The sequence below is a fragment of the Arthrobacter sp. AG367 genome (assembly GCF_007828995.1).
Taxonomy (GTDB): domain Bacteria; phylum Actinomycetota; class Actinomycetes; order Actinomycetales; family Micrococcaceae; genus Arthrobacter.
Map to the genome: position 1 here is coordinate 208,597 of NZ_VIVE01000002.1, position 12,558 is coordinate 221,154.

Annotated in this window: 12 protein-coding genes; 8 read left to right on the forward strand and 4 right to left on the reverse strand. The window is 68.1% G+C overall.

The window, feature by feature from the left end:
* Nucleotides 1-21: 21 nt before the first annotated feature.
* Nucleotides 22-645 carry an XRE family transcriptional regulator gene (locus FB478_RS08010; RefSeq protein WP_018770059.1) on the forward strand — a complete coding sequence of 208 codons (624 nt, stop codon included), beginning with the start codon at nt 22-24 and terminating at the stop codon, nt 643-645.
* Nucleotides 646-891: 246 nt separating this feature from the next.
* Nucleotides 892-2,184: an ammonium transporter gene (locus FB478_RS08015; RefSeq protein WP_018770060.1), complete on the forward strand. Its 1,293-nt coding sequence runs from the start codon at nt 892-894 to the stop codon at nt 2,182-2,184.
* Between the two features lie 150 nt (nt 2,185-2,334).
* Here the strand turns inward: FB478_RS08015 and FB478_RS08020 are convergent, their stop codons facing one another.
* Together FB478_RS08020 and FB478_RS08025 are read right to left on the reverse strand one after the other, a co-directional pair.
* Entirely contained in the window at nt 2,335-3,381 is a 1,047-nt protein-coding gene (locus FB478_RS08020; protein WP_144600139.1) for a family 43 glycosylhydrolase, read from the reverse strand.
* Nucleotides 3,382-3,505: 124 nt separating this feature from the next.
* Nucleotides 3,506-7,006, reverse strand: coding sequence for a DEAD/DEAH box helicase (locus tag FB478_RS08025; RefSeq protein ID WP_144600140.1), 3,501 nt, complete (start codon nt 7,004-7,006; stop codon nt 3,506-3,508).
* A 213-nt stretch (nt 7,007-7,219) separates the two neighbouring features.
* On the opposite strand from FB478_RS08025, the gene FB478_RS08030 reads away from it, so the two are divergent.
* The 4 genes from FB478_RS08030 (at nt 7,220) to FB478_RS08045 (ending at nt 10,090) form a co-directional block, all read left to right on the forward strand.
* Complete coding sequence (locus FB478_RS08030) at nt 7,220-7,801, forward strand: hypothetical protein (RefSeq protein WP_261377365.1); 582 nt, start codon at nt 7,220-7,222, stop codon at nt 7,799-7,801.
* 87 nt (nt 7,802-7,888) lie between these two features.
* Nucleotides 7,889-8,584 carry a protein tyrosine phosphatase gene (locus FB478_RS21100; protein WP_166673106.1) on the forward strand — a complete coding sequence of 232 codons (696 nt, stop codon included), beginning with the start codon at nt 7,889-7,891 and terminating at the stop codon, nt 8,582-8,584.
* 182 nt (nt 8,585-8,766) lie between these two features.
* Complete coding sequence (locus FB478_RS08040) at nt 8,767-9,345, forward strand: RNA polymerase sigma factor (RefSeq protein ID WP_056391811.1); 579 nt, start codon at nt 8,767-8,769, stop codon at nt 9,343-9,345.
* Nucleotides 9,338-10,090 carry a hypothetical protein gene (locus tag FB478_RS08045; RefSeq protein ID WP_144600141.1) on the forward strand — a complete coding sequence of 251 codons (753 nt, stop codon included), beginning with the start codon at nt 9,338-9,340 and terminating at the stop codon, nt 10,088-10,090. The genes FB478_RS08040 and FB478_RS08045 overlap by 8 nt, the downstream gene beginning before the upstream one ends.
* 23 nt (nt 10,091-10,113) lie before the next feature.
* Here the strand turns inward: FB478_RS08045 and FB478_RS08050 are convergent, their stop codons facing one another.
* Complete coding sequence (locus FB478_RS08050; RefSeq protein ID WP_018770067.1) at nt 10,114-10,671, reverse strand: hypothetical protein; 558 nt, start codon at nt 10,669-10,671, stop codon at nt 10,114-10,116.
* A gap of 233 nt (nt 10,672-10,904) precedes the next feature.
* Between FB478_RS08050 and FB478_RS08055 the strand changes: the two genes are divergently transcribed.
* Nucleotides 10,905-11,405 (forward strand): sigma-70 family RNA polymerase sigma factor, encoded by a 501-nt coding sequence (locus tag FB478_RS08055; protein WP_144600142.1) that lies wholly within the window; start codon nt 10,905-10,907, stop codon nt 11,403-11,405.
* Entirely contained in the window at nt 11,402-12,055 is a 654-nt protein-coding gene (locus FB478_RS08060; RefSeq protein WP_144600143.1) for an anti-sigma factor, read from the forward strand. Before FB478_RS08055 ends, FB478_RS08060 begins: the two co-directional genes overlap by 4 nt.
* Here the strand turns inward: FB478_RS08060 and FB478_RS08065 are convergent.
* Nucleotides 12,052-12,531, reverse strand: a complete 480-nt coding sequence (locus FB478_RS08065) for an SRPBCC family protein (RefSeq protein WP_144600144.1) — start codon at nt 12,529-12,531, stop codon at nt 12,052-12,054. The genes FB478_RS08060 and FB478_RS08065 overlap by 4 nt on opposite strands.
* Nucleotides 12,532-12,558 lie beyond the last annotated feature (27 nt).

Sequence of the window (12,558 nt, forward strand, 5' to 3'; positions counted from 1 at the left end):
CACCCGCCTAAGATGGCTGACATGACCGAACAGGCCCGGGACCGCGCAGAAGACCAGCACGCCGGCGACGGATCTGCAGAGGTAGCCGGGCGCCTGGAACAGGTCATCGCGGCGCAGGTGCGGCACTACCGCACGGCCGCAGGCCTGTCGTCCGCTGAGCTTGCCGCCCGCACCGGCCTGTCCAAAGCCATGATCTCGCGGGTGGAAACAGCCACCACATCCTGCTCGCTCACCACTTTGCAGCGGCTGGCGGACGGGCTGAAGGTTCCCGTGACCGCGCTGTTCCGCGGCGCGGACACGGACCGGGACGCCACCTTCACCAAGAGCGGCCAGGGAAGCCTCACCGTCCGCAGCGGAACCCAGCATGGCCACGAATACCGTGTCCTGGGCACGCTGAAAGGGCGCACCGACGCCATCGAACCCACGCTGGTCACCCTCACCGACGCCTCCGACGTGTTTCCCCTCTTCCAGCACCCGGGCACCGAGTTCATCTACATGCTCTCCGGCAGGATGGTGTACGGCCACGGCTCCTACGAATACGCCATGGAAGCGGGCGACTCGCTGCTGCTGGACGGCGAAGGCCCCCACGGACCGCTGGAGCTGCTGGACCTGCCCATCCAGTTCCTGGCGATTTCCGCCAAATAGCTTCCTGTTGCCGGCTGTTTCTGCAGCAACTCCTGCGTGCGGCGGGACGCCTGAAACTCGGTGGCGGATGACCGAAACGATCATTTAACACGCCGGAAACCCACCCAGAAACAGCCGCCATACAGTTGGAACCAGACGGCAACAGCCGCCCCTCCGCTGAACGTGGTCTCTCCATCCGCGTCCCTCCACGGAGCGGCTCTGACGGCAACTTTCCGTTCTCTCTTCGCATCTTGAAAGGGGTTTCCCATGGATTCGGGAAATGTCGCTTGGATTTTGGCCAGCTCGGCGCTGGTTTGCATGATGATCCCCGCCCTGGCCCTGTTTTACGGGGGCATGGTGGGGTCGCGGCGCATCCTCAACATGATGATGATGTGCTTCGGCGGCGCCAGCCTGGTGGCCGTGCTCTGGGCATTGTTCGGGTACTCGATGGCGTTCGGCAACTCGGTTGGGGGGCTGGGGCTGATCGGTGACGTCACCGAGTTCCCCGGCATGGGGCAGATGCTGGCAAAGGATGACGCAGCGTCCATCCCGGTCATCCTGTTCGCCGCCTTCCAGCTGTTCTTCGCCTGCGTCACCACGGCACTGGTTGCCGGCGCGGCGGCCGGGCGCATGAAGTTCGGCGCCTGGATGCTGTTCGCAGGCATCTGGGCCACCGTGGTCTACTTCCCCATCGCGCACTGGGTGTTCGCATTCGACTCGGCGGACGGCAGCACGGCTGGCGGCTGGATCGCCAACGGCATCAAGGCCATCGACTTCGCAGGCGGCACCGCGGTCCACATGAACGCCGGTGCGGCCGCCCTGGCCCTGGCCCTGGTCCTCGGCAAGAGCTCCGGCTGGCCCAAGGTGGAACACGCCAAGCCGCACAGCCGGCCGCTGGTCCTGGTGGGCGCAGGCCTGCTGTGGGTGGGCTGGTTCGGCTTCAACGCCGGTTCCGCCCTCTCCGCCGGCCAGTCGGCGTCGGTGGTCTTCCTCAACACCGCTGTGGCCGCATCCGCCGGCCTGCTCGCCTGGGCCCTGGTGGAGCGCGTCCGCCACGGTGCCGCCACCAGCATGGGCGCCGCCTCCGGCCTGATCTCCGCTCTCGTGGCCATCACCCCCGCCTGTGGTGCCGTCAGCCCGTTGGGCGCCGTGGCCATCGGCGCCATCGCCGGGGCTGTCTGCTCCCTGGCCATCGAGCTGAAGTTCCGGCTCGGCTTCGACGATTCCCTCGACGTCGTCGGTGTCCACCTGGTGGGCGGCATCCTGGGCACCCTGCTCATCGGCCTCTTCGCCACCGACGCAGCACCCAACGCCGTCAGCGGCCTGTTCTACGGCGGCGGGGTTGAACTGCTGGGCGTCCAGGCCCTCGCCACCGTCACGGTCCTGGTCTACTCCTTCGGCATCACCTGGGTCCTGGCAAAGATCCTGGACAAGACCATCGGCCTGCGCATCAAGCCCGAGGACGAACTGCGCGGCATCGACCTCGCGGCCCACTCCGAGCTGGCGTACCTGACGGACGAGGACCCGGTGGAACTGGGCTCGCCGCAGCGCGTCTCATAAAAGCTGCCGGGCGCCCGCCTGCTGGGGGCGGCGCCCGGTGCAGTGTTCACGCGGAGTGTCCCACGCGCCCCAGCGCACGAGTCAGGGCCAAACCTTGGACCGGTGCCGGCAGCCGCCGGCTTATAGTTCCGGGGTTTGGCCCTTCTGTGTTCAGTGTTCCGTGCAGACCAGGATGCCGTCGCGCACCTCAAGCATCGCGGCCCGTATGTGGCTCAGCCGGGTGCGCGGGTCCGGCGCCATGGTGCCGATGTCCTCGCCGTTCCAGTGCGGGTGCGTGAAGTAGACCAGCAGTGCCCGCTCCGCGCCGCCGTCGCCAGAGTCCCCACCCTCAAGCGAGACCACGTCCGCGTGGCGTCCGACGACGGCCCGCCCGTCCACCGATTCCGGCGCCGTGAGGATCAGCCCGTCCAGGTGCTCCTGCCGGGTCCAGTTTCCGGTAGCGTCGCGGGAGCGGTAGACGCCCTGGCCTCGCCATTCGTCCACGATCATCCAGTACCAGCCGCCCAGCCGGAAGACCTTGGGCCCTTCGTGCGGCCGGCCAGGGATCGCGACGCCCTCGCGGACCCAGGATGCTGGATCCGCCGGGGTCTCCGTCACGGCGCTGTAAGTATTTGAGCCTCGGGTTTCGTCCTTGTACCAGAGCCGGTACCGGCCGTCCCCGCACCGTGCCACGGCGGCGTCGATGACCCGCGGTGAGGCCAGGTCCACGGCGCCCAGGTACTCCCAGTGCTCCAAGTCGCGGCTGGCGAGCTGGACGATTCCGGCCGTCCCGGTCCAGTCGGTGCGCCTGCCGCCGAGGACCGAGAGGTACATGATCCACCGGTCGCCGATGCGTACGACGTCGGGCGCCCAGAGGGTTGCCGGAAGGTCCGTTCCGGGCGGGATAAGTCCCCCGGCGGTGCCTTCGTAGCGCCAGGTGGCGCCGCCGTCGGACGACCTTGCGACGCCAATCCCGGTGCCGTGCACCCATTCAACCCCCGTCAGCCCCGGAGCGGTGGCGCGGCGCTGCGTGTAGAAGAGGACCCATTCGTCCCGCAGGTGGTCCGCCACCAGGACGGGATCTGTGGGGCCGTCCCACACCGGGTCGCGGTACGGGGTGGCAAAGGCGTCAGGACGCAGGTGGGGGAGGGCCGGGGGTGCAGTCATGTGCTGGGACACAATTTCTCCAACGTTGTAGTTTGCGTTGGGCACCAGCATAGGCTGCGATTGTCGACGCGGAAACGCACTTGCGCTGCGCGGATTCGCTGGCGCTACCAAGATGTGGACCGCGACAGTGAAGATGCGCGTCGAAAACCAGGATGCGCGTCGATAACGACGGGCCCTAGTCCTTGAACAGGCCCGCCAGGTCCTCGGCCGTGATGGCCCCGCCGGCCAGGGCATCGCCCTCCATGACGTCGGCAAACAGCTGCGACTTCCGGGTCTTCAGCGCCATGACCTTCTCCTCGATGGTGTCCTTGGCCACCAGCCGGTACACCATCACGTTCCGGGCCTGGCCGATCCGGTGCGTCCGGTCAACAGCCTGCGCCTCGGACGCCGGGTTCCACCACGGATCAAGCAGGAACACGTAGTCGGCCTCCGTGAGGTTGAGCCCAAAACCGCCGGCCTTCAGCGAAATCAGGAACACCGGCGCGCTGCCGTTCTTGAACTCACTGACCACGTCGGCGCGGTTCCGCGTGCTGCCGTCGAGGTAGCAGTACTCGATGTCTTCCTCGTCCAGGCGCTCCCGGACCTTGCCCAGGAACCCGGTGAACTGGCTGAAGATCAGCGCGCGGTGCCCCTCGGCCACCAGGTCCTCGAGCTGCTCGAACAACACATCCAGCTTGCTGGACCGCACCGCTGACAACGCCGGGTCCACCAGCGACACGTCCAGGCTCAACTGCCGCAGCAGGGTCAGCGACTGGAAGATGGTGAACCGGTTCTTGTTGACGTCCTCGATCAGTCCCAGGATCTTCTGCCGCTCGCGCTGCAGGTGCGTCTGGTACACCTTCTGGTGCCGCGGGTTCAGCACCACTTCAAGGATCTGTTCCTGCTTGGGCGGCAGGTCCTTGATCACCTGGTCCTTGGTTCGGCGCATCATCAGCGGGCGGACCCGGCGGCGGAGCTTTTCCAGCTGCCCCTTGTCGCCGTTCTTTTCCACCGGCTTCTGGTAGTACTCCGCGAAGCGCTTGGGGCTGGAGAACAGGCCGGGGGCCACGATGGAGGTCAGCGCCCAGAACTCCATGAGGTTGTTCTCCAGCGGAGTGCCCGTGATGGCGAGCTTGAACGCGGCCGGCAGCTTCCGTGCACACTGGTACGCCTTGGACTGGTGGTTCTTGACGAACTGCGCCTCATCAAGCACCAGCCCGTTCCAGGTGCGGGAGGCGTAGGCCTCGTAATCGATGCGGAACAAGGCATAGGAGGTGATGACGATGTCGGCACCGTCAAGGGCCTCCGCCACCTCCTGGCCGCTCTTGGCAAAGGTCTCGCCGACCGTCCGAACGGTCAGCCCCGGCGCAAACCGGGCCGCTTCGAGGGCCCAGTTGCCCACCACGCTGGTGGGCGCCACCACCAGGAAAGGCGCGAGGGCGGCGGGCCGGCTTTCAGCGGCAGCGGCAGCACCGGCGTTGGTATTCCCGTCGTCGGTGTTCCCGCCGTCGGTATTCCCAAGGGACGAAGCAGCCGCGGCGGCCAGCTCCTTGGCGGCGCACATCAAGGCCAGGGCCTGCACGGTCTTGCCCAGGCCCATGTCGTCAGCCAGGATGCCGCCCAACCCGTGCTTGTACAGGAAGCTGAGCCAGTTGTAGCCCTCCAGCTGGTACGGCCGCAGCTCCGCGTTCAAGGTGGGGGGCAGCGGCAGCCCGTCCGTGCCGCCCTCCAAGAGACCGCCCACGGCGGACCGCCAGGCCGCGGCCTGTTCGTCCACGATTCCCAGCTGTGCCAGTTCATCCCAGAGCCCCGCCTGGAACCGGCTGATCTGCAGCGGCGCATCCTTGTTGTCCTGCAGCGCCCTGGCTTCCTCGATCAGGGCCCGCAGCTGGTGCAGTTCCGGGAGGTCAAGGGAGAAGTAGGCGCCGCTGGGCAGCAGCATCTTGGTCTGTCCCGCGGCCAGGGCGGAGAACACGGCGGCGAAGGAAACAGGCTGGCCTTCCAGGGAAATCTGGATGCCCAGGTCGAACCAGTCGCGCTGCTCAGTTGCCTTGGTGGAGATGGACACCACCGGGGCTTCTTCAGCCTCGCGGTAGTCGGCGATGTCGCCCACCGTCTCCACGTCAACGTCCGGCGCCTCCCGCAGCCGCGGCAGCACTTCCTCGGTGAAGGCCAGCGTGTCCAGGCCCGTCAGTTCGGCCGACGCGGCCAGCCGGGGAGTGCCCCAGCCGCCCGTGGCGGACTCGCCCAGCGCGGGCACCACGTCCCACGGACGGCCAATGCCCTCAAGGATGCGGGACTCAGCCGTGTCATCGCGGTAGCCCGCATCGCCGGGGTGCCGCCACAGAGGTTGGGCGGTGACCAGCTTGCCGGTCTTGTAGTGCCACTCCCAGTGCAGCCGCACCCGGTGGTCCGCCCCGTAATTGGCCAGCAGCGACAGGGTGGGGACGGCCAGTTCGGGCAGTTCCACCGACTCGTCGCGGGCCGTCACCCGGGCCGCCTGCTTGAGCTTTGGATAAAAGCCCGTGAGGAAGCGTGACTCGTCCCTGGCAGGTATGTGCAGGGTGCTTGCGGCCGTGACGAACGCCAGCAGTTCCTCGCTGAGCCCGTTCTCCAGCGGCGCCAGGGTGATGGTTCCGTCGGGGTCGGGAACGCCGGGCAGCGCGGCCTCGCCGGATGTGAAGAACAGCCCGTGCGCCGGCCGGCCGATGGTGCCCACCGACGCCGGATCAACCTCAGCGCCCTCCACGCTGATGGTGGGTGACAGCTCCAGCCCGCCGTCGGAGGTCCCGGCGGTGGTGCCGGCCTCAGCGGCGTCCGCCACCGGAGTGCCGTACCGGCTCAGGGAAAGCCCGACGGCGGCAGGGGCCTCGGCCAGCCGGACCGGCCCGGCGCCGCGCGAGTGGACGAGGGCGAGCCCGATCTTCCCGGCCTCGGACAGCAGGCTCCACAGGTTCTTCCCCGAGTAGGAGTTCAGGCTCAGCCACAGTCCCGCGGAGTTGTGCATCCGGCTGGCGGTAGAGGAGTGGCCGGCGAGGAACTCCTGCAGCCATTCCACGTGCGCCTGGTTGGATTCGCGCCGGAAGTTCAGGTAGTTCAGGGTGTTCCAGGAAACGTCGCCGCGGATCCACTTGCCCTTGGCCCCCATGATGACGGGCCGCGCCTTGAGCTGCCGCACCCCGCGCACCGGGTCCCGGCGCCCCGTGTAGGAGAAATGCGGCGGCGGTTCCTCGATCTCGAACTGCAGGGCCAGGGGAACGCCGCTGGTGGAAGGGGCTGAACCGGGCTGGGAAATCAGCGGGCTGAGGGCCTGTTCCCAGTCGGAGAGGACCGCCGAGGGTGCGCGGGATACCTGCGTGGAGGTGGACGGCGCCAGCAGCTGCACCCGGATGGACGGGTTGTCCTCCGCCGCGAACAGCAAGGCCGCCACGTGCTTGCAGTCCTTGCGGACCGGGCAGCTGCACACTCCCACGGTGCAGCTCCAGCCGCCCGCCTTCCGGACCAGCTTGGCCGTGGTGGAATAAGGGACCTCCGCACCGCCCCGGACCTTTCCCAGCATGAGGCCGGTGCCGCCGTCGAACGATATTCCCGAGACCCTGCTCGCCATGGCATAGGCCAGCCCGGCCGCCAGCGAGCGGTCGTTGATGGCGGGTGTCTGTATTGCCAGTTCCGCACTTTCGTCCGGTTGGGATGGCATGTACGCGCTACTTTCGGCAGGTCACGGCGGGGCCGGGTCCGGTGGGTGGTTATCTGATCCATCTTAGTTCGCCCCGCGGCACGCCCATGCCGGGCGCCTTCCCGGCCGGCCCCGAAAACTTCGCTTGACGTTCATTTGTCCGCCGATCCTGCCGTGGCCCGGCCGCCGTAGCGTGAAGGCGTCCGGCGTACCACCACCCCAGCAAGGAGTGCCATGACCACCAGCCAGCAGTCCGTCGTCCTGACCAGCAGCAGCATCGAAGGCAGGGACGAGGAGGTGGTGGAGGCCAACGTGGCCATCATCGATGCAATGCACAACGCCCTGCTGGCCACGGAGGACATGTCTCCCGTGGCCGTCCGCAGCTATTTTGTGGACTTCTACCTTTGCCAGGCCCTGGAGGGCGGGTTCGCGCAATACGCCGTCATGGCGGCCGCACGGTCCACCATGGACACGCTGGTCCGGGAGGGGATGGCCGGAATGGGCGCAGGCGCGCACCTGGACCTGTTCAACCGCGCCGTGGACGCCTACGACGCACTGACCGCCGAAACAGCTGCCGCCTACCTGGACGGCATCGATGGCATCGGTGCCGTGCCCGACGGCGTCTTCCGGATGGAGGAGCTCGACGGCGAGTTTGAAGAGCTGCTGGAACGCGAAAACATCACTGCCCTCAATGCCCGCTGGCTGCGCGCCCAGGCGGACCTTCTGGTGCTGGACGATGAGGAAGTGGGCCCGTATATCCAGCGCCTCGCGGCAACCCTGGTTCCCAGGGAGAAAGAAAATTCGAGGCGCCCGTAACCTTTCCGCAACCGGAGGCGATGTAGTCCGTGATGGGTCCGCCCGGCGGACCCGATCCGATGTGTTGTCTAGGTTTGGAGAAGTTAGATGTCTGTGTTCACCGTTCTCGCCACCAGCAAAGTCGCCGCCGGAGTCCTGGCTGCAGGAACCCTGGCAGTTGGAGGAACCGGCGCCGCCGCCGTCTCGGGCGTCCTTCCCACCCAGGCCCAGCAGACCGCCCACGAGCTCTTCGGCGCACCTGCCCCCAAGCTTGCAGCCGAAGCAGCGGCTGACGCCCAGGCCGCCCCGGCGCCCACGGCGACCGAAGCTGTGACCGGTGCCCTGAAGACCGCCGACGCCGATGCTTCCGCCACGGCTTCCGGTTCGGCTGCGGCCTCCGACGACAAGGTCACCGCCGGTGCGACTGCTTCCGCGGCAGCCAACACCGCCGTTGACGCCGCCGGTCCTGCGGCCCTGGGCCTGTGCACCGCCTACACCCACGGTGGCGTGGACGCTTCCTCCAAGGCGTTCTCCTCGCTGTCCATCGCAGCCCAGGGTGAGGCGAACATCGAGGGCTACTGCACCGACGTCGTGGCCAAGGCCGATGCCGCTGCCAAGGCTGCGGCCGAGGCCAAGGGCTCCGCTGCCGTCGAGGCTGAGAAGCCTGAGCTTCCGTCCGCTCCCGCCGTTCCGGCAGTTCCTGCCGTCCCGGGTGCCGACGGCGCAACCGCTGTTCCTGCCGTTCCTGCCGTTCCCGCCGTGGGCGGCGACACCGTGCACGCTCCGTCGGTTTCCACCCGCTAAGGCACGTTGGCTAGTCTGGACTGCGGCCGCCGCTCCGGCTGCGGCCGCAGTCCAGGCAGCCGGCCGGGCGCGCACGCCTTTGGAAGTGCACCCCCGCCAGGCCTGCAAAGAGGCAGCTGGAAGGCCACGGAGACTGGCAGTCCGTACCGGAAACCGGGACAGGGCGCAGGCCGGATCCCGGGATGGAGGAGCCGCTGGTGCTAGACACTTTGGTCCAGGAAGAGATCGACATATTCGACAACGCGGCCGGAACCGATCCGGCCGTGTTGTTCGCGGCTGCCTATCGAACCTTCGCGGGGCCGGTGCACGGCTACCTCAAGGCCCGCGGCCTGGATGATCCCGAAGCTGTCACCCAGGACGTCTTCCTGGCCTTTTATCCCAAAATCGGCAGCCTCACCGGCGGCTCGGCGGGCGCCAAGTCCCTGCTCTTTTCCATCGCGCATGCCCGCATGGTGGACCACTACCGCCGGCTGGAGCGCAGGCCGCAGCTGACACCGTACGATCCCCAGCAGGACGGCCGCACCTCGCCGTCCGCGGAGGACCAGGCCGTGGAACTGACCGCCGGGGCCGCGGCGATGCTGGAAGGCCTCAGCGCGGAACACCAGGAAGTGCTGGCCCTGCGCGTCGTGGCGGACCTGTCCATCGACCAGGTGGCCGACATCATGGGCAAGAGCGCCGGAGCCATCAAACAGCTCCAGCGCCGCGCCCTGCAGAACCTCAAGGCCCAAACGCTCAAGAGAAACCAGGCGAACCATGAGTGACACCGCAGGATCCCGCAACGACGGGACCGTTGACCAGTTCCTGCTGGAGGCCGGCGTGGACGACGACGGCCAGCTCCGTGATGCCCTGGTCAACCTGCGCGCCCTCGGGGCAGGCGCCCCTGAGCCCTCCGCCGAAATCGCGGCCCTGATGGCGGGAACTTCCGCTGCCGGCCCCGCCCCCACCACGGTGCTCTCCGCCGCCGAACCTGCGGCACCGTCCACGCGTCCGGCCGGCCGCCCGGCCGATGAACTCGCCGCGCGCCGCAAGGCCAAGCGCCGGGTCACGCTCACCACCTTGTCTGTTGCCGCTTCGCTCGCGGCAGGTGGTGCCGTTGCCGCTGCTTCGGACCAGGGGTTCCGGGAATCCTTCACCCAGCTGAACCACGCCGTCACGTCATTCGTGACAGGGTCCACTGCGGCACCCACCGGCCACGACATGCCGCAGGTGCCCGCGCCACAGCCTGCGGCGCCCGCCCCGCAGGCAACCAGCGGCCCGGACGCCGTCCCGGCGGCACCGGCCCCGGCTTCGGCACCTGCCGGTGCGGCGCCGTCGGGTGTTCCGGCACACGGAAACACGCCGAGCCATGGGGCTGCCACGCAGCAGCCCGCGGCTACGGAGCCGTCACTGCCCGCCACCGTTACGGAGGATGTCAGGAAGGGCCTGGAACCAAGCTCCAAGCTGCCCGTTCCCGTGCCCACGGAAGTCCCCCTCCCGGGCAAGGTCCCGGACGTTCCCCTGAAGTAGACCGGACCGGTGGGCCTGCAGGCCTAGTAACCCTGGCCGGCTGCCTTGATCATCGCGCCCGACGGGTCCGACAGGTACCAGACGCCGCCCACACCCTGGCCCAGGATGTCGCCCGGCTTGGTGTCCTTTGCGAAGTAGTAGAGTGGCATGCCGTTCAGTGTCACCTGCTTCTTCCCGTCAGGAGTGCTGATGGTGCCCAGCTTGCCGGTCACGCCTTCGCCCGCGGGGGAGCCCGAGGTGGTGGTCAGCGGCGGCCACTGGACCAGGCAGGAGCCGGTGCAGGCGCTGGTGCCGGAGTCCTTGGTGTCCTTGGTGAAGAAGTAGAGGCTCATTCCCTTCGCATCCACCACAATGCTGCCTGCGGATGAGGATGCCGTTTTGAGGTCGACGGCGGCGCCCGCCTGGGTCGATGACGCGGAGGCTGAGGCGGTGCCGGACGAAGAAGCCGTGGCGGACGCGGTGCTGGAGGCACCCGTGGCCGGGCTGGTGGCCGACGGAGTGGTCCCGGTGCTGCTGCCGCAGCCGGTGAGGGCTGCTGCCAGGGCCAGGATGGCAAGGCCTGGCCCGACATGGTGCTTCATGATGTGCTCCTTGGCTGGTGTTTCCTGCTGATGCTGGTGCAGGCGCCCGGAGCTGAATTGCCGGACGCTAACCCCTACGACGCTTCCAGGTAAAGAATGGTTCACAGGCGCGCTCCGGAGCCACCCGGTTGAACCTTTTCCTGCTGCCCAACGTGGTAACAGCCGGGAGCGCTGGATGCCGTGGCGTTCCACGCTGTGCAGTGATGTGAACGGGCAGGGATGGGGGAAGCGGGATGCCGCTTGACGACAAGGTGGTGGAAGCCATCTACCGTGAACACGGCAACGCCCTGCGCCGGTTCGTGCTCAGCGCCATCCGGGATCCGCAGCTCGCGGAGGACGTGGTGCAGGAAACCGTGCTGCGCGTCTGGCAGCATGCGCCGGACATCAACGGCAGCTTCCGCAGTTATCTGTACCGCACGGCCAGGAACATCATGATCGACAACTACCGCCGGAGCCAGCGCCGGCCGAACGAGGCGCTGGAGAGCAGCCTTACCGACCCCGCCGCAGTGATGGGCCGCGTTGACGAGATGCTCAACCGGGTCCTGATGGAGGAAGCGCTGCTGCGGCTGAGCAAGGAACACCGGGACGTCCTGGTGGCCCTGCACTACCGCAGGTTCACGGTCAACGAGGCGGCCGTCCAGCTCAACATCCCCAGCGGAACGGTCAAATCCCGCGCCTTCTACGCGCTTCGGGCACTGCGCACCATCCTGGACGAGATGGGGGTGGAGCGGTGAACACCGACCTCCACCACCTGCTGGGTGCTTACGTCCTGGGCGGCCTGGATCCCGACGACCTCGCACTCTTCGAGGCACACCTCCAGGACTGCGGCGCCTGCCGCAGGGAACTGGCGGTGCTGGAGAAGGTGCCCATGCTCCTTGACTCCCTTCCGGTCCCCGACGCCGTGGCGCTGACCGCCGTCCCCGGCGGCAGCGGGGGTGCCGGCGCCACCCCCGCCCGCCTGCTCGACGAACTGGGCCGCCGGCGTCGGACATTACGACGGCGGTGGGCGGCGCTGGCAGGTGCCCTTGCCGCCGCGTGCCTGGCCGTGGGACTTGCGGTGGGTCCCATGCTCGCCAGGCCGCCGCATCCGGACGCCACCTACTCGGTGGCATCCGGGGGAGGGCTGCAGGTCAACATCGACATGGCCCGGAAGACGTGGGGAACCGAGCTTGCGGTGAGCGGCAGCAGCCTCCCGGCGGAAGGGACCCTTTCACTGTGGGTGCGCGACCGCGCCGGCGGGGAGGACCGTGCCTGCGCCTGGACGGCCACCCCGAGCGGGAAGGTCAAGGTCACCGGGGCAACCCCCATCCAGCTGGGCAGCATCTCAAGCGTGGAACTGCGCGACGGCGCCCAGCACGCGGTGGCGGTCATTACCGTTCCCTAGGGTGTGAGTCCCCTGAACTCCGCGACCAGTGACTCGTCCTCGCAGGCGCGGGCGAAGGCCTCGATCCGCCGTTCGATCTCGTAGCCCAGCAGCCGGCTGCCGATCCGTTCCATGAGGGGCCGGAGCGCAGCCGGGCGGCACGAAAAGGTGTATTTCCAGACCGCCCGGGTGCCGCCGTCGTCCGCCGTGAAACGCCAGCCGCCGCCGAAGTTGGTGAAGAACCAGGGGCCGGAGACCATGGTCATGCCCACGTTGCGGGGCGGTGCATAGGAGACATACTGGCTCACCATCGCCAGGCCAAGCCGGGACCTGGTGCGGGTGCGGACGCCTTTTCCTGGCGCCCGGGCGCCGTCAAGGAAGCCCTGGGCGGAGATGAAAGGGTCCCACTTGAGCCGGAAGTCCCCGGTGGTTTGGGAGATGGCGAAGGCAGTCTCCGGATCGATGCGGATCAAGCGTTCGGCACGTACCTGGGGCATGCCTCTACCTAACCATGCTGATTGACG